The 21,100-nt window shown below is 63.8% G+C and carries 14 protein-coding genes; 5 read left to right on the forward strand and 9 right to left on the reverse strand.

Annotation, left to right across the window (positions count from 1 at the left end; all coding sequences use genetic code 11):
- Positions 1-77 precede the first annotated feature (77 nt).
- The gene (gene hemB, locus CAF80_RS15955) at positions 78-1,052 is read right to left on the reverse strand and encodes a porphobilinogen synthase (protein WP_039770229.1); all 975 of its coding nucleotides are present in this window, start codon (positions 1,050-1,052) and stop codon (positions 78-80) included.
- A 142-nt stretch (positions 1,053-1,194) separates the two neighbouring features.
- Positions 1,195-1,893, reverse strand: a complete 699-nt coding sequence (locus CAF80_RS15960; protein ID WP_039770231.1) for a glutathione S-transferase family protein — start codon at positions 1,891-1,893, stop codon at positions 1,195-1,197.
- Between the two features lie 295 nt (positions 1,894-2,188).
- Between CAF80_RS15960 and CAF80_RS15965 the strand changes: the two genes are divergently transcribed.
- A complete protein-coding gene (locus CAF80_RS15965) occupies positions 2,189-2,863 on the forward strand; it encodes a histidine phosphatase family protein (RefSeq protein WP_074689123.1) in 675 nt (224 codons plus the stop codon).
- A gap of 27 nt (positions 2,864-2,890) precedes the next feature.
- On the opposite strand, the gene mnmH is transcribed toward CAF80_RS15965, so the two are convergent.
- The 3 genes from mnmH to CAF80_RS15980 all read right to left on the reverse strand — a co-directional run bounded on the left by mnmH (position 2,891) and on the right by CAF80_RS15980 (position 15,658).
- Positions 2,891-3,994, reverse strand: a complete 1,104-nt coding sequence (gene mnmH / locus CAF80_RS15970; RefSeq protein ID WP_074689125.1) for a tRNA 2-selenouridine(34) synthase MnmH — start codon at positions 3,992-3,994, stop codon at positions 2,891-2,893.
- The gene (gene selD / locus CAF80_RS15975; protein WP_085667480.1) at positions 3,994-5,028 is read right to left on the reverse strand and encodes a selenide, water dikinase SelD; all 1,035 of its coding nucleotides are present in this window, start codon (positions 5,026-5,028) and stop codon (positions 3,994-3,996) included. Before selD ends, mnmH begins: the two co-directional genes overlap by 1 nt.
- Before the next feature lie 106 nt (positions 5,029-5,134).
- Entirely contained in the window at positions 5,135-15,658 is a 10,524-nt protein-coding gene (locus CAF80_RS15980) for an autotransporter-associated beta strand repeat-containing protein (RefSeq protein ID WP_085667479.1), read from the reverse strand.
- A gap of 409 nt (positions 15,659-16,067) precedes the next feature.
- Between CAF80_RS15980 and CAF80_RS15985 the strand changes: the two genes are divergently transcribed.
- Positions 16,068-17,027: a nucleoside-specific channel-forming protein Tsx gene (locus CAF80_RS15985; protein ID WP_074689137.1), complete on the forward strand. Its 960-nt coding sequence runs from the start codon at positions 16,068-16,070 to the stop codon at positions 17,025-17,027.
- A gap of 487 nt (positions 17,028-17,514) precedes the next feature.
- The gene (locus CAF80_RS15990; protein WP_039770242.1) at positions 17,515-17,892 is read left to right on the forward strand and encodes a DUF6124 family protein; all 378 of its coding nucleotides are present in this window, start codon (positions 17,515-17,517) and stop codon (positions 17,890-17,892) included.
- 139 nt (positions 17,893-18,031) lie between these two features.
- Here the strand turns inward: CAF80_RS15990 and CAF80_RS15995 are convergent, their stop codons facing one another.
- The 3 genes from CAF80_RS15995 to CAF80_RS16005 form a co-directional block, all read right to left on the reverse strand.
- Positions 18,032-18,988 carry a zinc-binding alcohol dehydrogenase family protein gene (locus CAF80_RS15995; protein WP_085667478.1) on the reverse strand — a complete coding sequence of 319 codons (957 nt, stop codon included), beginning with the start codon at positions 18,986-18,988 and terminating at the stop codon, positions 18,032-18,034.
- 31 nt (positions 18,989-19,019) lie between these two features.
- Entirely contained in the window at positions 19,020-19,193 is a 174-nt protein-coding gene (locus tag CAF80_RS16000) for a DUF1427 family protein (RefSeq protein ID WP_074689141.1), read from the reverse strand.
- Between the two features lie 88 nt (positions 19,194-19,281).
- A complete protein-coding gene (locus tag CAF80_RS16005; protein ID WP_170928286.1) occupies positions 19,282-20,061 on the reverse strand; it encodes a helix-turn-helix domain-containing protein in 780 nt (259 codons plus the stop codon).
- 145 nt (positions 20,062-20,206) lie between these two features.
- On the opposite strand from CAF80_RS16005, the gene CAF80_RS16010 reads away from it, so the two are divergent.
- Positions 20,207-20,434, forward strand: coding sequence for a DUF6555 family protein (locus CAF80_RS16010; RefSeq protein WP_011335095.1), 228 nt, complete (start codon positions 20,207-20,209; stop codon positions 20,432-20,434).
- Between the two features lie 39 nt (positions 20,435-20,473).
- A complete protein-coding gene (locus CAF80_RS16015) occupies positions 20,474-20,746 on the forward strand; it encodes a hypothetical protein (protein WP_085667477.1) in 273 nt (90 codons plus the stop codon).
- A gap of 24 nt (positions 20,747-20,770) precedes the next feature.
- Here the strand turns inward: CAF80_RS16015 and CAF80_RS16020 are convergent, their stop codons facing one another.
- Positions 20,771-20,938 (reverse strand): metallothionein, encoded by a 168-nt coding sequence (locus tag CAF80_RS16020; protein ID WP_074689145.1) that lies wholly within the window; start codon positions 20,936-20,938, stop codon positions 20,771-20,773.
- Between the last annotated feature and the right edge of the window lie 162 nt (positions 20,939-21,100).

The raw sequence follows: 21,100 nt of genomic DNA on the forward strand, positions 1-21,100 counted from the left end.
CCTTCAACCGAAATAGATACTCAACTTGGTATATGAGCATCTATATCAGCTGAAATTTCAGTTGAAGACTTTTATTTTTATATCCCGGCCAGTGCCAGATCCATCGCAAAGTAGGTGAAGATCAGATCCGCACCCGCGCGCTTGATCGCGCCGAGGCTTTCGCGCACCACGCGATCTTCGTCGATGGCCCCGGCCTGGGCGCCGAACTTGATCATCGCGTACTCGCCGCTGACCTGATACGCCGCCAGCGGCAGGTTCGAGGCTTCGCGGATGTCGCGGATGATGTCCAGGTACGCGCCGGCCGGTTTGACCATCAGCGCGTCGGCGCCTTCCTGCTCGTCGAGCAGCGATTCGCGCAGGGCTTCGCGGCGGTTCATCGGGTTCATCTGATAGCTTTTGCGATCGCCCTTCAGCGCGCTGCCACCAGCCTCGCGGAACGGGCCGTAGAGCGCCGAGGCGAATTTGGTCGAGTAGGCCATGATCGGAATCTGCGTGAAGCCGGCATCGTCCAGCGCCCGGCGAATCGCCCGCACCTGGCCGTCCATCGCTGCCGATGGCGCGATCACGTCGGCACCGGCACGCGCCGCCGCCACCGCTTGTTTGCCGAGGTTGATCAGGGTCTGGTCGTTGTCGACTTCATGGTTGTGCATCACGCCGCAGTGGCCGTGGTCGGTGTACTCGCAGAAGCAGGTGTCGGACATCACGATCATTTCCGGCACGGCGTCCTTGGCAATCCGCGACATGCGCGACACCAGGCCGTTTTCGCGCCAGGTATCGCTGCCGTTGGCGTCCAGGTGATGGGACACGCCGAAGGTCATCACCGACTTGATTCCGGCCCGGGCGTAACGCTCGATCTCGCCGGCCAGTTTGCGCTCGGGAATGCGCATCACGCCGGGCATGCTCTTGATCGGCACAAAATCGTCGATCTCTTCTTCGATGAAGATCGGCAGCACCAGATCGTTGAGGGAAAACTCGGTTTCCTGGAACAGGCTGCGCAGGCTCGCATTGCGGCGCAGGCGGCGTGGACGTGCTTCGGGGAACTGACTGGACATGGGGCCTTTCCTGAAAACAGCGGATGAGACGAAAGTCGTAGGGGGCGAAGCTTATGCCTTGCGGGGATCGGGGTACAAACCTGGATCAATCAACAGTGCGTTACCGGGCGCGCAATAATCGGCGCACCCGGTTCCCGCAGGGTCAGGAAGGGATGGTCAGGCCGCGCACCACCGCCGGCCGCGCCAGGAAGCGCTCCAGCACTCGGGTGACGTTCGGGAAGTTGTTGATGCCCACCAGATCGCCCGCCTCGTAGAAGCCGATCAGGTTGCGCACCCACGGGAACGTGGCGATGTCGGCGATGGTGTAGCGCTCGCCCATGATCCAGTCGCGCCCTTCCAGGCGGGTGTTGAGGACGCTGAGCAGGCGGCGGCTTTCTTCGACGTAGCGGTCACGGGGACGCTTGTCTTCGTAGTCCTTGCCGGCGAATTTGTTGAAGAAACCGAGCTGGCCGAACATCGGGCCGATACCGCCCATCTGGAACATCAGCCACTGAATGGTTTCGTAGCGCAGCGCGCCTTCCTGGGCCAGCAACTGGCCGCTCTTGTCGGCGAGGTAGATCAGGATCGCGCCGGATTCGAACAACGGCAGCGGTTTGTCCTCGGGGCCGTGAGGGTCGAGGATCGCCGGGATCTTGTTGTTCGGGTTCAGCGAGAGGAATTCCGGAGACATCTGGTCATTGGTGTCGAAGCCCACGCGATGCGGCTCGTAGGGCAGGCCGATCTCTTCAAGCATGATCGAGACCTTGACGCCGTTGGGGGTCGGCAGGGAATAGAGCTGAATCCAGTCAGGGTACTGCGCCGGCCATTTCTGGGTGATCGGGAACGCGGACAGATCAGTCATGTGTAGCATCCAGTCACAAAATGAAAGGCCTGAGCATAATCCACGAACAGCGCTCTGGCTCGGGTTCTTTACACCCTCGCCCGCCGGCTTACTTAAATCCGCAACATCCTGTGGTTAACCTTCCCTCCAACCGCACAGCCTCAACGGTAAAGTGCGGCGCACTCAAGCGGATCGAACCAAACGGGCCTCAGGGGGCTCCAAGCAAGCCAGTGATGACAGGGAAAACAGCCGGCGCGCATGCACCGGTGCAGAGGTTTGTCAGCCTTAACCGAACAGACTGAAGACGCCTTATCCCATGACGAACTTGATGAAAGTCGCCAACCGCTTCAAACATCGCGCGTATGTGGCCCTGCCCACCCTGCTGGCAGTCAGCGCGCTGTTCCTGTCGCTGGAATCCAGCGAAAGCCGTGCGCAACCGGTGGACGGCACCCAGACCCTGGTGTTCCTGCGCCATGCGGAGAAACCGGCCGGTGGTCTCGGCCAGCTCAACTGCCAGGGCCTGAACCGGGCCATCGACCTGTCGACCCTGCTGCCGGAAAAATTCGGCAAGGCCGACTACGTGTTCGCCGCCAATCCGACGCGCAATGTCGAGGAAGGCGAGCTGGACAACTCCTACAGCTATATCCGCCCGTTGATGACCATCAGCCCCGCCGCGATCAAGCTCGGCCTGCCGGTGAACATCGAATTCTCGGCCAATGACACCAGCGATCTGGCCCGGGAACTGATCGAAGACAAGTATCACAACTCGACCATCTACACCGCGTGGTCCCATGGCTACCTGCCGGAGCTGATCAACAAGGTGGCGGACAAGGCGGTCGGCGGGAAGCAGAAGATCACCGAGGATTGGGAATCCAGCGATTACGACTCGCTGTATGTGCTGACCCTGACCTGGCACAACGGCAAGGCCAGCCTGCAGAGCCACAGCTACAAACAGGGACTGGATAACGGCCAGGAAAGCTGTCCGACCTGAGTTTGTCCGGGGCCCGCTCGGGCCCCGTCAGGCCTTGGGTTTGACCCGCTCACGCAGGTACTCGATAACGGCCTGCCGCTCCCCCGCAAACTCGATCCGCCCGCCCTTCTTCTCGCGCTGAAACACATACATCGGGTCGTAATACTCACGCAGCAAACCTTCGATCCACGCGCGATGCAACTCCACCGCCCCGCTGCGGCCCTGCTCCGCCAGCGCCTCTTCCATCAACACCCGCATCCGTCGATGCCGCTCGCCGCCCAAGCGCTTGTGCACGTTGTCGAGGCTTTCCAGCAAGCGCTCGCAAAACCGACCGAAACCTTCCTCCCCATGCACGGCCTGAAACTCGGCAGACAAATCCACCACGTAATCGCGCAGGATCCGCTCGACGCGCTGCTCGAAACGATCTTCGAGCCAGACCATCGGGTACTGCTGCATGCCCTGATACAACGGCAAGGGCAGCGCGCAGCTGCCGACCACCCGGCTCTCATCCTCCAGCACAAATTGATCGATGCCGGCCGCACGCTTTTTCAGCAAGTCGATGGCCAGCCGGTTCTCGAAATCGATGTTCGACGGCTGACCGGTGGCGCGCTTGCCGAAACTCGAGCCCCGGTGATTGGCATGGCCTTCCAGATCCACACTGTTGCGCAGTTGCACCAGCACTTCGGTCTTGCCGGTGCCGGTCATGCCGCCCAGCAGCACGAAATCACACTCGTCCATAGCCGATTCGAGGGTGTCGATCAGAAAACCTCGCAGCGCCTTGTAGCCACCGCCGATACGCGGGTAGTCGATGCCGGCTTCCGACTTCAGCCACTGCTGGACGATTTGCGAACGCAGGCCGCCACGAAAGCAATACAGATAACCCTCGGGATGCGTCCGGGCAAACTCCGCCCAGGCCTGGAGACGCTCGGCCTTCACCGCGCCGGAGACCAGTTGATGGCCCAGTTCGATGGCGGCCTGCTGACCGTGATGTTTGTAGCAAGTGCCGACCCGCTGCCGTTCGATGTCGTTCATCAGCGGCAGATTGACCGCCCCGGGAAACGCGCCCTTGTGAAACTCGACCGGCGCACGGGCGTCCATCAGCGGCCGGTCGTTGAGGAAGATGTCGCGGTAGTCGGTGAAGTCGGCGGCCATCAATTCACCTCGACCGCGTGGCTCTGTCGCGCGATCAATTCACCGACCGGCTCAAGCGCGAGGCCGAGTTCGGCAGCGACGGCGAGAAATTCGGCATTGCCTTCGGGGGTCACGGCCACCAGCAGCCCGCCGCTGGTCTGCGGGTCGCACAGAACCCGTTTGTGCAATTCCTGCACTCGCCCGACGCGGCTCGAATAACTGTCGAAGTTGCGCAAGGTGCCGCCGGGCACGCAGCCCTGTTCGAGGTAGTACTCAATGCTCGAAAGCCGCGGCACCCGGTCATAAAAAACCCGCGCCGTCAGGTGACTGCCGTCGGCCATTTCCACCAGATGCCCGAGCAGGCCAAACCCGGTGACGTCGGTCATGGCGGTGACCCCGGCCAGTTTGCCGAAACGGCTGCCGGGCTTGTTCAGCGTACACATCCAGTCCCGGGCCACGCCGATGTCGTCGGGGCGCAGCTTGCCCTTCTTCTCGGCGGTGGTGAGGATGCCGATGCCCAACGGTTTGGTCAGGTACAGCAGGCAACCGGCGGTGGCCGTGTCGTTTCGTTTCATGAAGCGCTTTTCCACCAGTCCCGTGACGGCCAGACCGAAGATCGGCTCCGGCGCATCGATCGAATGCCCGCCGGCCAGCGGAATCCCCGCCGCATCGCACACCGCGCGCCCGCCACGAATCACCTCCCGAGCGACTTCCGGCGCCAGCACGTTGACCGGCCAGCCGAGAATCGCAATCGCCATCAACGGATCGCCGCCCATGGCGTAGATGTCGCTGATGGCATTGGTGGCGGCGATGCGGCCGAAGTCGAACGGGTCGTCGACGATCGGCATGAAGAAATCCGTGGTCGAGACCACCCCGCGCTCGGCATCGATTTCATACACCGCCGCATCATCGCGCGACGCGTTGCCGACCCACAGTTTCGGATCAAGGTTCTGCGCCCCGCTGCCGGCCAGAATCACCTCCAGCACCTTGGGCGAAATCTTGCAGCCACAACCGGCGCCGTGGCTGTATTGGGTCAGACGGATGGGCTCGGTCATGGGGGCAGTCTCCGGGAGGCAGTGGGAGGGATTTTAGCAGAGGGGTCGGCGGGCAAAAAAAAGCCGCCCTTGCGGGCGGCTGAAGTGCTTCGCTCCTGAATCAGAATCAGAATCCGAGGCTGAAGCTGATGGTCATCGCATGGTCGTTGCTCTCGTTCGACAACTGCCCCGAGTAACCAATACCGAGTTTGCCGGTCTGGCTGATCTGGAAGTCCACGCCCACTTCGACCACCGCACTGTCCTTGGCAATCGGCACGCCCTGGGTGTTGAACGAGGCGCCGCCATCGATGAAGGTCAGGTCGGCGTCAGGCTTGGTATCACCGAAGGCATGCCGCCAGCCGAGGGCCGCACGCGGAGTGAATTGCCCGCCGTTGGCCAAGGTGATGACCTTGCCGGCGCGCACGCCCAGGGTCGAGAAGGTGATGTCCTGATCGGACTCGGCGCGCAGGCGCCCTACTCCGCCTTTCTCCTTGGCCTTGTCGCTGTCGTAGTTGACGTACGCCAGGCCGGCGAACGGTTCCAGGGCAATCCCGGCCGCTTCGATGGCATAGCCGACTTCACCGAACACCTGGGCGCTGCGCGCGTCGTAATTGGCCTTCAATCGGTCGTTGTAGGCACCGACACTGACGTCGCGCTTGGTTTCGATGTCGTGCCAGCTGTAGGCCGCGCCGAGGCGTACTGCCAGGGCATCGAATTGCGAGTTGAGGTACGCCGCCAGGTGGTAGCTCTCGACCGTGGCATCCGAGCGACGATCATGGGCATCCAGATCGCTGCGGGTGTAGCCGGCGGCCATGCCGACGCGCCATTGGTCGTCGAGCTGCTTGTCGGTGCCGAGCATGAAACCGCTCAGGTTGCGATCCAGCTTCGCACTGTTGCTGTTGCCATCCGACTCGCCCCAGGCGCCGAGTGCGCGGGCCCAACCGACCATTTCGCCGTGGCAGCCGTTGCTGCTCAGTTGGTTGTCGCTCGGGGCAAGGGCGCGGCGTGGATCGTCCGGTGCGCTGCACGAAGGCTGGCGCATGCGGTCGTTGACCGCGTCCCGCACGTAGCGCGAATCCTCGAGGACTGCGCTGGCGGTGCTGGCATGGATTTCCCCCGACAGACTGTCGAAGGCGTTACGTGCCCCGGCCACGCTGAGGTTGACGATTTCGTTCTGCAACGCACTGCCCGCCGCGCCGTTGCGCATCAACGCCGAAGCGGTGTTGCGCTGGTTGCGAGTAGCAGCGACGTCGACGAACGAGTTGCCGTTGCGGCTGACCAACAGGTTCACCGCGTTCGGGTCATACACCAACGCCGTGTCGAGGAAGGCATATTGCGGCAGGTCGGCGGCGCTGAAGGTGCCGGTCACCCCGCCACCGGCGGTGATCAGCGAGTACACGGTGTTGCCGGTGAACGGTGCCAGGCTGTTGACCTGCAGACCGCCGCTCAAGGTCGCGGTACCACCGACGGCCAGCGGAGTAGCCGTCGGCGAGCTGACGGTCAGGGCCAACACACCGTCAGCGGCGTTGGTCAGGTTGCCGGCGACACTCAAGGTGCCGTCCTCGCCACCGGAAGCCACCACGCCATGGTTGACCACCGAACCGACGCTGCCATTACCGCTCAGGCCCGCGCCATTGGCCACGGTGACCTGCCCGGCGAGGGACGCTCGCGCCGCACGGCTGCCGACTTGCAGCACGCCCTGATCCACCGCCACGGTGCCGCTGAAGGGCTGATCACCGGTCAGCAGCAAGCGCGCGGCACCGCGTTTGGCCAAGGCGCCGACACCGCTGAGGCGACCGTTGAACTGGCCGTTGGCGTTCTGCTGGAACACCAGCAATGCGTTGTTGAGGATGTTGCCCTGCAGGCTGGTGGTATTACCGATCAGCGTACCGCCGCTGACCGTGGTCCCGCCGCTGTAGGTGTTGGCGCCGCTGAGGACCAGGATGCCGGAATCGAGCTTCTCGATGCCGCCACTGCCCACCAGCGGTGCGGAGATTTCCGCACTGCCACCGGCATTCACCCGCACCGGCGCGAGGCTGCCGCCCGGGCCGTTGACCGGGGTCAGCGTACCGCCAACGCCTGGAACCAGGCTGTAACCGCTGGAGAGGAACTGCAACCCGGTGAAGTTCTGGTTGCCTTGCACCGTGACTGTGCCGCTCTGCCCGCCGAACACGGCGAACTGACCGTTCGACGCCAACGCCTGGGTACCGCTCGGATCGGTCCAGTTGGTGCCCGGCCCCCACACGCCGCTGCCGCCACCGATGCTGCCGTCCGGATTGGTGGTGCCGCCGTTCCAGAACTGCACTTCACCCGGTGTGTTCTGCACCAGCAGGTTGACCTGATTGGCCAGCGCGGTCTGCAGGGTCAGGTTGGCCGCCGACACCGGCAGGCTGCCGTAGACCAGACCGTTGTCGGTCAGGCTGCCGCCGTAGCTGAACAGTTGATAGACCCCGGTGCCGAAGCCGCCGGCATTGCTGATGTTCAGCGTGCCGTCGAGGGTCAGGTTGCCGGCGACGTTGACCACGGTTGTGGAACTGGCGGCCGAGCCGAGGGTGAAGTCCAGGTTGGTGCCCGAAGACAACGCCAGCGAACCGACCGACAACGGCGTTGCAGTGCCGCCGCCGGTCAGCGTCGCACCGTTGGCCAATTGCACGGCGCCGGCGAACACGCCGCTGCCGCCGATTTTCGCCCCGCTCGCAACGTTGACGTTGGCACTGTTGAGCACACCGTTGACGTTCAGCGCACCGGCCTGCACCGCGGTGTTGCCGGTGAAGGTGTTGTTGCCGGTCAGCAGCAAGGCGCCAGTGCCGGTTTTGTTGAGTGTGCCGGCGCCCGTCAGGTTGCCGGTGTAGCTGCCGTCGCTGTTCTGCTCGAAGGTCAGCGTCGCGTTGTTGGCGATGGCGCCTTGCAGGCTGCTGGTGTCGCCACGGGTGCTGCCGCCGTTCAGCGTCGTGCCGCCGTTGTAAGTGTTGGCGCCGCTAAGGACGAGGTCGCCACTGCCGTTTTTCACCAGGCTGCCGCTGCCGGTGATCGCACCGATCAGGGTGGTGTTCTGGTTGCCGGCCAGGGTCAGTTCCGCACCCAGGTTGATGGCGTTGGCCAGTTGCAGCGCAGAGGTGCTGTCGAGGGTGCCATTGCCCAGCACGCTGAGGGCGCCGCTGCTGATCGCGCTGTTGTTGCCCAGGATCAGCGAACCGCCGGACAGCTGAGTACCACCGCTGTAAGTGTTGCTGCCGTTGAGAGTCAGACTTGAGGCGCCGGTCTTGATCAGACTGCCGTTGCCGCTGACCACACCGCCGAGGGTCAACGCGTTGGAGCCGGCGACGGTGAGTCCGCCATTGAGCACCACGGCGTTGGCCAGGCTGACCGCCGTATTGCTGTCCAGCGCCGTGCCATTGGCGGCGGTCAACACGCCGGTGCCGAGGGCCGCGTTGTTGCCGACCACAATCTTGCCGCCATTGAGCGCGGTGCCACCGGTGTAGCCGTTGGCGGCGTTGAGCACCAGGGTGCCGGTGTCGTATTTGCCCAGTGTGCCGGCGCCATTGAGCGCCACGCCCACGGTCGCGGTGACGTTCGGATCGACCCGCACAGTCGCATTGCCCAGCGAACCGTTGACCAGATTCAGCGACCCGGCCGTGCCGTTCTGCAGGCTGTAGCCATCGGTGACGAATTGCATGCCAGTGATGGTTTGCGCGCCGTTGACGGTGACAGTGCCCGCCGTGCCTTGGAACACCGCGAAGTTGTTGGTCCAGGCCTGATTGGTGGTGCCGTTGACGTCGGTCCAGTTGGTGGTGCCGGTGCCCCAGGTGCCACTGCCGCCATCCACCGCTCCGTTGGCGACCAGTTGGTTGCCGTCCCAGAACTGCACGGTGACGCCGGGTGCGGTGACCAAAAGGTTGATCTGGTTGGCCAGTGCGGTTTGCAGGGTCAGGTCGCCCGGGGTGACGCTGCCCGGCACGGTGCCGATCAGCATGCCGTTGTCGGTCAGGCCGCCGGTGTAGTTGATCAACCGGTACACGCCGCTGCCGAAACCGCCGATGTCGCTGACGTTGAGCGTGCCGTCCAGGGTCAGGTTGCCGCCGACGTTGACCAGCGCGTTGCCGCCACCGGAGACCGGTGTGCCGAGGCCGACGTCGAAGTTGGAGTTGGCGTTGAACACCAGCGAATTCACCGACAGGGTGCTGCCGGTGGCGCCGGCCAGATGACCGCCATCCGCCACGGTCACGGCCCCGCCGAGCGAGCCGCCGCCGGTCAGGGTGCCGCCGCTGTTGACCAGCACACTGGCGCTGTCCAGCGAGCCGCTGACATTCAAGGTGCCGGCGTTGACCGTGGTGTTGCCGGTCAGGCTGTTGAGGCCGGTCAGGGTCAGCGTGCCGGTGCCGAGTTTGCTCAACTCGCCGGTGCCGGTGAGCACACCGCCGAAAATGCTGCTGGCGTTGTTGCCGCCGATGCTCAGCGTGTTGCCGCCGCCGATCAGTGCAGTGCCGCTGCCGGTCAGGCTGGCGAGGCTGCCGGAGCCGCCAAGGTTGAGGGTCGCCGCAGCGCCGAGATTAACCCCGGCGTTGCTGCCCAGTGCCGAGTTGCCCAGGGTGGTCAGGCTGCCGGATTGCACGTCGAAGGTGCCGCTGAAGGTGTTGTTACCGGACAGCGTCAGGTCGGCCAGACCGTTCTTGGTCAGGGTGCCCGCCCCGGCGATCACGCCGCCGAGCGTCAGGTTGTTGTTGCCGGCCACGCTCAGGTTGGCATTGACGTTGAGGTTGTTGGCCAGCACCAGCGGCGCCGTGGTGTCGAGGGTCGACGCGCCTGCCACGGTCACCGCGCCGGAACCCAGGCCCGACGCGGTGCCGAGGGTCACGGTGCCGGCGTTCAGGGTGGTGCCGCCGCTGTAGGTGTTGATGCCGTTGAGGGTCAGGTTGGAGGCGCCGTTCTTGATCAAACCGCCAGTGCCGCTGACCACGCCGCTGAGGGCCACGTCGCTGTTGCCGGTGTTGGTCAGGTTGGCGTTGAGCACCACGTTGTTGCCCAGCGACACCGAGGTGTTGCTGTCCAGCGCCGAAACACCGGCCACCGTCAGGTTGCCCAGACCGAGGGCGCCGTTGCTGCCGGCGGTCAGGGTGCCGGCGTTGAGGGTGACGCCGCCGAGGAAGTTGTTGGCCCCGCTCAGGATCAGGTTGGCCGCGCCGTTCTTGGTCAGGCTGCCGGCGCCGTTGATCGCACCGCTGAGTGTCAGATCGTTGCTGCCGACGATGCCGAGGTTGCCCGCCAGGTTGATCGCGTTACCCGCCGTGACAGCACTGCCGGCATCCAGAGTAGTGCCGTTCGCCGCGTTCAGAGTGGCCGAACCCAGCGCGCTGTTCGACGCCAGAACCAGTCCGCCCGCGTTCAATGCCACCGGGCCGAGGAAGGCGTTGTTGCCGCCAAGGGTCAGGTTGGCCGAGCCGTTCTTGATCAGCCCGCCGGTGCCGTTGATCACACCGTTGAGGGTCAGCGCATTGCTGCCAACGATCGTGAGGTTACCGTTGAGCGTGGCCGCATTGGCCAGGGTCACGGCGGTGTTGCTGTCCAGTTGCGTGCCGGCATTGGCGATCAACGCACCGCTGCCCAGCGCGGTGTTGCTGCCGACCACGATTTTGCCGCCATCGAGTTGCGTGCCGCCGGTGTAGCTGTTGGCGCCATTGAGCACCAGGGTGCCGCTGTCGAGTTTATTGAGAATGCCGCTGCCGTTGATGTTCACGCCGACTGTGGCGGTCACGCCCGGATCAACGCGCATCGCCGTGGTGCCGCCGGCACCGTTGACGGCGGTCAGCAGTCCCGAGGTGCCGTTGACCACGTTGTAGCCATCGGTGAGGAACTGCATGCCGGTGAACAGTTGCGTGCCGTTGACCGATACCGTGCCGGCCGTGCCCTGGAAGACCGCGAAGTCGCCGGCCCAGGTCTGATTGACCAGACCATTGGCGTCGGTCCAGTTGGTGCCGGCGCCGTTCCAGGTACCGCTGCCGCCATCGACAGTGCCGTTGGCGATGGTCTGGCTGCCGTCCCAGTAACGAATGTCCGAATTCGGCGCCGAGACCTGAATGTTGATCTGATTGGCGACCCCGATCTGCACCACCAGATCGCCCAGCCCATAACCGACCGGCACACTGGCAACGTCCAGGCCCAGATTGGTCAGGGCACCGGTGTAGTTGAACAGACGATACACACCGACGCCGAAACCACCGGCATCGGTGACGTTGAGATTACCGTCGAGGGTGAGGTTGCCGCCGACGTTCATCAGCGACGTGGTCGAAGGTGCCCCCAGCGCCGCATCGACATTGCTGCCGGCCGCGAGCGTCAACGATCCGGCCGAAAGTGTATTACCCGACGACAGGGCCAGGTGACCGCCGCTGTTGATGGTCATCGCGCCGAGTGCCGAACCGTTACCGGTGAGGGTGCCGCCGGTATTGACGTTGACCTGGGCACTGGCCAGCGAACCGCTGAGGTTCAGGGTGCCGCCGTTGACGGCGGTGTTGCCGACGATGCCGTTGATCCCGGTCAGGTTCAGGGTGCCGGTGCCAACCTTGGTCAGACCGCCGTTGCCGCTGAGGTCACCGTCGAAGGTGCTGGTGCTGCTCACCCCGCCCACGGTGAGGGTATTGCCGCCACCGATCTGCACGCTGCCGCTGCCGCTCAGGCCGTCGAGGCTGGCGTTGCTGCCGAGGTTGAGGCTGGCGCCGGCGCTGATGTTGGCGCCGGAGGTGTTGCCCAGCGCCCCGCTGCTCAGGGTGGTGACGCTGCCGGCGGCAATGTTCAGCGCGCCGGTGAAGGTGTTGGTGCCGCTGAGGGCCAGGTCGTCCAGACCGGTTTTGGTCAGGCTGCCGGCGCCGTCGATCACGCCGCTGAGGGTCAGGCCGTTGTTGCCGGCCACCGTCAACCCGGCATCGAGGGTGATGTTGTTGCCGAGGGTGAAAGCGCTGCTGTTGTCCAGCGTCGCGGCGCCACCGACGGTGAGCGTGCCGCTGCCCAATGCGCCGGGCGCGCCGAGGGTCAGGGTGCCGGCGTTGAGGGTGGTGCCGCCGCTGAAGGTGTTGGTGCCGTTGACGGTCAGGTTGGCCGCCCCGTCCTTCACCAGTTGGCCGGTGCCGCTGAGCACGCCGCCGAGGGTCAGGTTCTGCGTGCCGCCGACGCTCAATGCCGCATTCAGCACGACCGCGTTGGCCAGGCTGACCAGCGGCGAACTGCTGTCGAGGGTTGCCGCACCGCCCACCGTCAAGGCGCCGGTGCCGAGCGCCGAGCTGTTGCCAACGGTCAGGGTGCCAGCATTCAGTGTGGTGCCGCCGGCGTAGGTGTTGGTGCCATTGAGATTCAGATTGGCCCCGCCGTTTTTCACCAGGCTGCCGGCGCCAGCGACGGTTCCGGTGAGGGTCAGATCGGCGCTGCCACCGATGTTCATCGCACCGGCCAGGTTGACCTGATTGCCCAGAGTGACGGCGGTGTTGGTGTCCAGCGTGGTGCCGGCCGCTGCGTTCAGTGCACCGCTGCCCAGCGCGGTGTTGCTGCCGACGATCAGTTTGCCGACGTTCAGCGCGGTGTTGCCGAAGTAGGTGTTGGCGCCGTTGAGGACCAGGTCGGCCGGGCCGCTCTTGATCAGGCCACCGACACCTGAGACCACGCCCGCGAGGGTCAGCGCGTTACTGCCGCCAATGGTCACGTTGCCGCCAAGGTTGACGTTGTTGGCCAGGCTCGCCGCCGTGCTGGCATCCAGCGTGGTGCCGTTGGCGGCGTTGAGTACGCCAGTGCCGAGGGCAGTGTTGGAGCCGACGACCAGGGTCCCGGCGTTCAGCGACGTAGCGCCGGTGTAGGTGTTGTTGCCGGTCAGGGTCAGGGTCGAAGCACCGGTCTTGATCAGGTTGCTGCCGCCGCTGATCACACCGCCCAGAGTCAGCGGGTTGGCGCCGCCGGTGGTGAGGTTGGCGTTCAGCGCGATGGCGTTGTTCAGCGTCACGTTGGCGCTGCTGTTGAGCGTGCCGCCCGCCCCGCCCACGGACAGCGTGCCGGTGCCGAGCGCCGCGCCGTTGCCGACGGTCAGGCTGCCGGCGTTGAGCGCGGTGCCGCCGGTGAAGGTGTTGGCGCCGTTGAGGGTCAGGTTGGCCGTGCCGTTCTTGATCAATTGACTGGCGCCGCTGATCACCCCGCCAAGGGTCAGTGCATTGCTGCCGCCGATCCCCAGATTGTTGTTGAGAATGACGTTGTTGTTCAGCGTCACCGCGGTATTGCTGTCGAGAGTCGCCGCGCCGCCGACAGTGATATTGCCACTGCCGAGCGCAGCGTTGGCGCCCGCCGTAATGGTGCCTGCGTTCAACGCAATAGCACCGAGGAACGTATTGGTGCCGTTGAGAATCAGGTTCGCCGCGCCGTTCTTGGTCAGCCCGCCGCTGCCGCTGACCACGCCGCCGAGGGTCAGGTTGGCGCTGCCGCCAATGTTCAGGTTGCCGCCGAGGGCGACGGCGTTGCTCAGTGCCACAGTGGTGCTGGCATCGAGGGTGGTGCCCGCCGCCGTGGTCAGCGCGCCGGTGCCCAGCGCGGTGTTGGAGCCGACGATCAGCGTCCCGGCATTCAGTGCCGTGCCGCCGGAGAAGGTGTTGTTGCCGCTGAGGGTCAGGTTTGCGGTGCCGTTCTTGATCAGATTGCCGGCGCCGCTGATGACCCCGCTCAAGCCCAGCGCCTGAGTACCGCCGATGGTCAGATCCGCCGCCAGCGCCACCGCGTTGGCCAGGGTCACGGCGGTGGTCGCATCCAGCGTAGTGCCGGCCGCTGCGTTCAACGCGCCCGTGCCGAGGGCGGTGTTGCTGCCGACGAGCAAGCTGCCGCCATTGAGCGCGGTGGTGCCGCTGTTGGTGTTGTTGCCGGTCAGGGTCAGGCTGGCGCTGCCGCTTTTGGTGATCGCGCCGGTGCCGGAGACGATGCCGGCCAGGGTCAGGGCATTGCTGCCGAGCACGTTTAACGCACCGGTGATGCCGACGTTATTGGCCAGGGTCACGTTGCCGGTGCTGTCGAGGCTGGTGCCGTTGCTGGTGTTGAGGACACCGGTGCCCAGCGCGTTGTTGTCGCCGACGCGCAAGGTGCCGGCGCTGAGGCTGGTGTTCCCGGTGTAGGTGTTGATGCCGTTGAGGGTCAGGCTGCCGCTGCCGGTCTTGGTCAGGTTGCTGGTACCGCTGATCACCCCGCCCAGGGTCAGCGCTCCGGTGCCGGTTGCGGTCAGGGTGCTGTTGAGCGTGATCGCGTTGGCCAGCGAAATCGGCGTCGTTGCCGAGATGCTCGAAGCGCCGTCAACGGTGATGCCGCCGGTGCTGAACGCCTGGTTGTTGCCCACCAGCACCACCCCGCCGTTGAGCACGGTGTTGCCGGTGTAGGTATTGATGCCGTTGAGGTTGAGCTGACCGCTGCCGATCTTGGTCAGGCCGCCAGTACCGGAAATCACGCCGTTGAGGGTCGTGCCGTTGATGCCCTGCAGGGTCAGGCCACCGGCGCCCAGACTGATCTGGTTGGCCAGCGACAAACCGGCATTGCTGGCCTGAAGAATCCCGCCGTTGGACGTCAGCACACCGCTGCCGAACGCGGCGTTGTCGTTGAACTGCGCGACACCGCCATTGAGGGTGGTCGCCCCGCTGACCAACGGCCCCTGCAAGGTCCAGGTGCCGCTGTTGAGGGTCAGGTTGTTGAAGTTGACGTAGGTCGCGCTGGACGCGGTGCCGGTCCCGGTGACGCCACCACCGACGCCGATCGGGTTTTGCAGGATCAGCGTGTTGGTGCCCCCCGCGCCGCCATCGATGGTGCCGGTCGGGGCGAAGGTCAGGTTGATGCCGACCAGGCCACCGAGGCCGACGGACACTTGCACACCGTCACCGACGTTAACGCTGGACCCGGTGATCGCGTAGAAGGTGTTGGTGCTGCCCGCCCCCATCGACACACCGCCGGTGATGTTACCGGCGTTGGTGAAGGTGTTGCCTGCTGCCGACGTCTCGAAAGCAATCCGGCCGTTGATCGTGCCGCTGGCACTGTTGGTCATGTTGACTTGCGAACCGCCATACACCCCGACCACCGGGGTATCGGCCAGGGTGATGCCGCCGACCGACAGCCCGGTGGACGTAATGGTGCCGTTGTTGGTGATGGTCGTGGTACCCGCCGCCGCGTTGTTCACGCCGATAGCCAGGCCGTCAATGCTGGTCAGGTTGAGGCCGAGCAACATCCCCGTGCCACGCATGATCCCGCTGGCATTGTTGACCACGCTGACCGTGCTGGTCGCGCCGGTGCCGATGAATGCACCGCCACTGAGGATCGACACCAGGCCCAGCAAGGCCGGGTCGACGGTGCCGGAGTTGTTCAGGGTGATATTGGCCCCGGTCAGGTTGATGACCTTGCCGCCCAGCGTCGCATTCATCTGCGCGCCCGAGTTGACGTTGACCGTCAGGCCGCTGGTCGCACTGCTGTAGTCATTGAGAAACAGCGGCAGGCTCGGAACGCCCGAACAGGTAATCGTGGAGCCCGCCGCCGAGCAGGTGGCGAACGCCTGCTCGCTGACACCACCGAACAGCAGTCCGGCGACACTCAGATGCACAGCAAGGGACAGTGGGGAAAAACGCGAAACGAGGGCGACACCAAACCTTGCTTCCACGGGCTACTCCTTTCGTGGCCGATTTCGTCCTTGAAGGCGTGTAACAGCGGCAAGATCCAACACGCGTATCAAGCGTATGACGGTCATCAGATAAACCGTCCCATTCCAGACACACGCTAGTTGATGCCCTGCGATGGAGCACCGGTTAAATAGTGTTAATACTTTTGTGCGATAAGGCCCTGCGTCGATACTTCCGGCCGTTCTGAGCAAGGGCTTGAGGACGATTGCAGGCGCTTTGAGGGGGCGTTGATCGAGTCGCCAGGTTAACCCGCGAATCAATCGATTTTTCAGCGGCTTGGGAAACTGGTACGGCTTGTGCAAACGTTTGCGAGTCGCTGTTGACCGCATTTTCGTTACAAAACCGTACAGGCCCGTGATTCCGGGCCTTGATCCGCAAAAAGGACTTTGAATGCACGCTTCCTCCTGCCACCGCCTTCGCGGTGCGCGCACTTTTGCTGTTTCCCTGCTACTGGCCGGCGTTACCGGAGTTCTCAGCCACACCGCGCTGGCGCAACCGGTCTTGCCCGATGAATCCGCCCAGGGTGAAGCCCTCAGCCCCGAAGCCAGCCCGCCAAAAAAAGGTGCGTACCTGTCGGACTGGTACAACCAGGACCTGATGCTGATCGGCAGCAAGGACATCAGCTTCGGCCCGCAACCGGCCGATGACATCTACCTGGAATACGAGTACTTCGGGCGCAAGGGCCCGTTCGAGCTGTACGGCTACATCGACATTCCGAAGATCTTCAACATCGGCAACAGCCACGACAAAGGCGTGTGGGATCACGGCTCGCCGGTGTTCATGGAGCACGAGCCGCGCATCTCCATCGACTACCTCGCCGGGCGCAGCCTGGCCATCGGGCCGTTCAAGGAATGGTACGTGGCGTTCGACTGGATCTACGATCACGGCAGCCGCAAAGAGAACCGCGCCAACACGCTGTACAGCGGTTTCGGCACCGACATCGACACCCATTCGCGGGTCAATCTGTCGGCCAACCTGTACGGGCGCTACCAGTGGGAAAACTACGGCGCCAGCAACGAATATTCGTGGGACGGCTACCGCGCGCAGCTCAAGTACATCGTGCCGATCGACACATTCAGCAACGGTGCCTCGCTGACCTACATCGGCTTCACCAACTTCGATTTCGGCTCGGACCTGCACAAGGACAATCCGGCGCGCACCGCCAATGCCACGGTGGCGACCAACGTGTTGCTGTACTCGTTCACCCACTTGCGCTTCACCCTGGTCGGCCGTTATTTCCACAACGGCGGCAACTGGGAGGATGGCAGCGAGCTGAATTTTGGCGACGGCAACTTCCGGGCGCGTTCCAATGGCTGGGGTTACTACGCCGGCGTCGGTTATCAGTTCTGATCCCGCCCCTTTCAAGGCTGAACATACTGGCGAGACTGCTCGCGTTGACGCCTACAGAACAATACAGCGCATCAGGTATACAAACCCGCCGCCCCGTTCGATCGGGACGGCGGGTTTTGTCGTTTCGGGCACAAATCAACGCAGTGTTGAAGAGTGTTGAAGATTATGTCCGCAAAGCCACGCGACCTTGCGCCTTTGCCTACGCATCCGCCAGAATCCGCCGGCTTGTGCGCCTTGGGGGCGGGTTCTATTGTTTGGCGGTCGCTGAAAAACAGCGATCGGGTTTAGCGACTCGAATCATAAATAGGTGCATCAGCGCTCCATGCTTTGTCGCAGGCTCAACGTCTGCAACTCCGCTATGGTGGCTGTATGCGGGAGACCCTCGGGTCTGCCGGGTGCCTATAACCGGTTCGCTAACCTGCGTACAGCCGCCACCTTCCTGTTTAGCGACAGCTCCGGGCGGCTCCACTCTTATAGGAGCTTCACCATGATCAAACCCACACCCAATCCACCCGAAACCGACCCCACCTCGCCCTACGAAACCCTCGACTCCAAGAAATTCCACGAAGCCGCCGAACGCGCCCTCGATCACTATCTCAATCCACTGCTCCCCCGAAAACCCCTGCTCAAACACAACACCCGCTACCTCATCGCCCCCGGCATCGACAACGAAGAACTGCTGGCCGACGCCTGCGAAACTCTGACCTCGGCCAAGGTGATGGCCAATGACTTCGCCGGGCTGGTGGATGGCCCGCAGCGGCATGTGCTGTTGGGGATTGCGCAACTGATCATGCTGGGTGAGCTGGCGGTGAATCGGGTGCTGGATAATCTGGAAGTGAAGACTGAGGCGTCCGCTGCAGCCTGATCGATTGATCGACTGATCGTTCCCACGCTCTGCGTGGGAATGCAGCCCGGGACGCTCCGCGTCCCAAAGAGCGGACGCAGAGCGTCCATTGAGGCATTCCCACGCAGAGCGTGGGAACGATCTAATGCATTGGTGTCGCTCAGGGAATCAGGATGACCTTGTCACCGCTGCCCTGATTCACATCGGCATACCGCGCCAGCCCGTCGGCCAGCGGCGCTTCCACCAGCCCTTGCGGCAGTGGCAGCAGATCCTCGTCGAAGAACCGGCCGAACTGTTCCAGCATCGCCGCGCAGGCTTCAACGCCATACAGCAACGAGTTGATGCCGACCACCGAACCGCCCTTGCGATACAGCGCCAGCGCCGGCAGTTGCACATGCCCATCGACTGGCGCGGCGATGATCGCGATCCGGCCGAAGGTCGCCAATGCCGCCACCGAGGCCGGCAGCCAGAAACCGGTGGTGTCGAAGATCACGTCGGCACCGCCGCGATACACCGCGTTGACTTGCGCGCCCAGATCCTCGGGTTTATCCAGCTGAATCGTCTGATAACCCTGCGCCTGCAAATCCTTGACCTGCTCCGGCCGCCGCGCCGCCGCCAGCAACTGCGCGCCGCGCACTTTGGCCAGCGCCAGCGCCGCCGTCGCCACCGCCCCGCCGCCGATCACCAGCAAACGGGTTTCGGCACTGACCAGGCTGCGCTCGAGCGCATCCCACGCCGTGGTATAAGGCACCCCAAGACTGGCGGCCTGGGTGAAACTCAAATGCGAAGGCTTGTGCGCCACGCCGTTGGCCGGCAATTTGACGAACTGCGCATGGGAGCCATCGGCGAAAAAGCCCAGCTCACGCCCGGTGCCCCAGACCTCCTGGCCGATCAACGCCTGCGGCCCTTCGACCACCACACCGGCAAAATCCCGACCGGGAATACGCGGCAGCGTGGTGTACGGAAAACGCCCGAGCACATTCTTCACGTCGCTGGGATTGAGGCCCGCGGCCTTGATCTGCACCAGCACCTCGTCAGTGCCCGGCACCGGCGTCGGCACCTCGACGAAGCGCAGGGACGACAGGTCGCCGGTTTTATCGAATTGCAATGCTTTCATGGAAATCTCCACCGAAGGGAAAAGACAGAATTCAGGACAGCCAGCCACTGACCAGTTGCCGGCCCATCGGCCACAACTGCTCGCCCGCGAGCATGCCCAACAGGCCCACCAGCGCGATGGCCGGCGGCGCCGGAGAACGGACATCCAGCGCGCCATAAAGCAGGCCTACACCCAGACCGACGGCCAGTGAAATCAGGTAATTCATGGGATCACTCCGCCACAAAAAGGAATGGGCAAAGTCTAGGGAAAGGCGGCGACCGGCATCGGCCAAGGACTTCTGAATTTCTGCCAAATCAGGCTGGAAGCTGCCCCACACCGAACTGCGAAGGGGCGACACCCAGCTCCCGGCGGAACATGTCGCTGAAACTGCTCGGCGAATAACCCAGCTCACGGGCAATCGCACTGACCGGCACGCCCTGGATCAACTCCGCCACCGCCGTCGCCAATTGCACCTGACGCCGCCATTCGGCAAAGCCCATGCCCAGCCCTTCCTTGAACAACCGCGCCAGGGTGCGCACGCTGGCCCCGGCGTTTTCGGCATGTTGTTCAAAAGGAATGTCCAGCGACGGCGCGGCCATCACCGCCTGACACAGACTCATCAGCCGCCGGTCGGCATCGTCCGGCAACGGGATCTTCAGCTGTGAACGCCTTGCGCGTTTCAGCTCCAGCAGCGCCAGCCCGACCAGTGCCTCGTAGTACTCGGCATCGCCGCTGTCGCCCTGCGCCACCAGTCCGACGATCAACTCGCGTAGCAAACCACCGACCTCAATCACCTGCACGGTCTCATCCAGCGTCGCCGCCAGCGCCGGGCGCAGGTAGATATTGCGCATCTGCAAATCCGACACCACCCGAATCCCGTGCGGCACCCCCGGCGGCAACCACACCGCCCGCTGCGGCGGCACCACCAGCGCCTCGTGCGGCGTCTCGACCCACATTACGCCGCTCATCGCGTACAGCAACTGCCCCCAGACATGCTCATGCGGCTCGATGAACAAACCACGCGGATACGTGCGCGCCAGCGGTTGCACCGGCACATCGGTATCACTCAGATCAGGGGGCGCAGCGAGGGCCATGGCGAACATTCATCGGGGTTGGCGAAGCGCCATGGTAACCAGTCCGACCGGGACCTCGCCATTGATAGATACCGTCGGACAATCCGAGTGAATTTTCCCGGAGCGCAGCGATCCTTCTATTACCACAGGGAGGAAGATGGGCTTTATGAACAACGCAAAACTGTACGTCATCGATTACACCCTTCACGGCGCGCCAAAGTCGTTCATTATCCGCTCGGACAAAATGGACAACACCGAGGCGTGGCACTGGGCAAGCTGCGACGCAGGGGTCGGCCGCATCCCGCGTTTCGGCCGGGAGAAGGTGCAAAAGACCAGCAAGCCGATGGCAGAAAAATTCGGCGTGGAAAACGTCACATGGCGACCGGCAAGCTAAGCTTGCGCGCAGGCGGGGACACTTTCGGGGGGAATACGCATGACAACCATCAACAGCCCGGCGCACCTGGACTACGGCCTGGACACCCTGTTCGGTCGCATCACCAAAAGCGTCGACTGCCCGGTTGGCCTGGAACCCGTCGAAAACGACCCCTACCGCTTCGCCCTGCGCGTCCCGGCCCCCTTGCCGGAAGACCTTGAAAAGGCCAAGACCATCGTCGTCAACGTCGGAGGCCGCCGCCTGCACGGCAACGTCCGCCATACCGAACGCCTGGACGACGACAGCCTGAAACTGGAAGTGGAGCCTGATTAGGCTCCACCTTTTCAATACCCGAGATTACTTGGGATGCGCACACTGACACCCCTTGCCCGAACATTCCTCACCACTCTTGTGATGATGCGCACAAGCCTCACAGCAATAATGCTTCCCGTGCGCCACATAAGAATGTTCACCCTCCTTGATCGTGCAACGACATCCCGGACAATCGCATTTTCTATCTGCCATGAAACAGACTCCTCTGGTGGTGGTTGTCTGAGGCCGAAAGAACAAGCCGTGCTACCAGTGTAGAACGTGAAAACCACCTAACCTCCCACCCCACCCCACACCACTCACCAGTCACCAGTCACCAGTCACAACGATGAGCGTTAGCTCGAGTACCGCTTTTGA

The organism is Pseudomonas sp. B34(2017) (assembly GCF_002112915.1).
GTDB classification, from domain to species: Bacteria; Pseudomonadota; Gammaproteobacteria; order Pseudomonadales; family Pseudomonadaceae; genus Aquipseudomonas; species Aquipseudomonas pharyngis.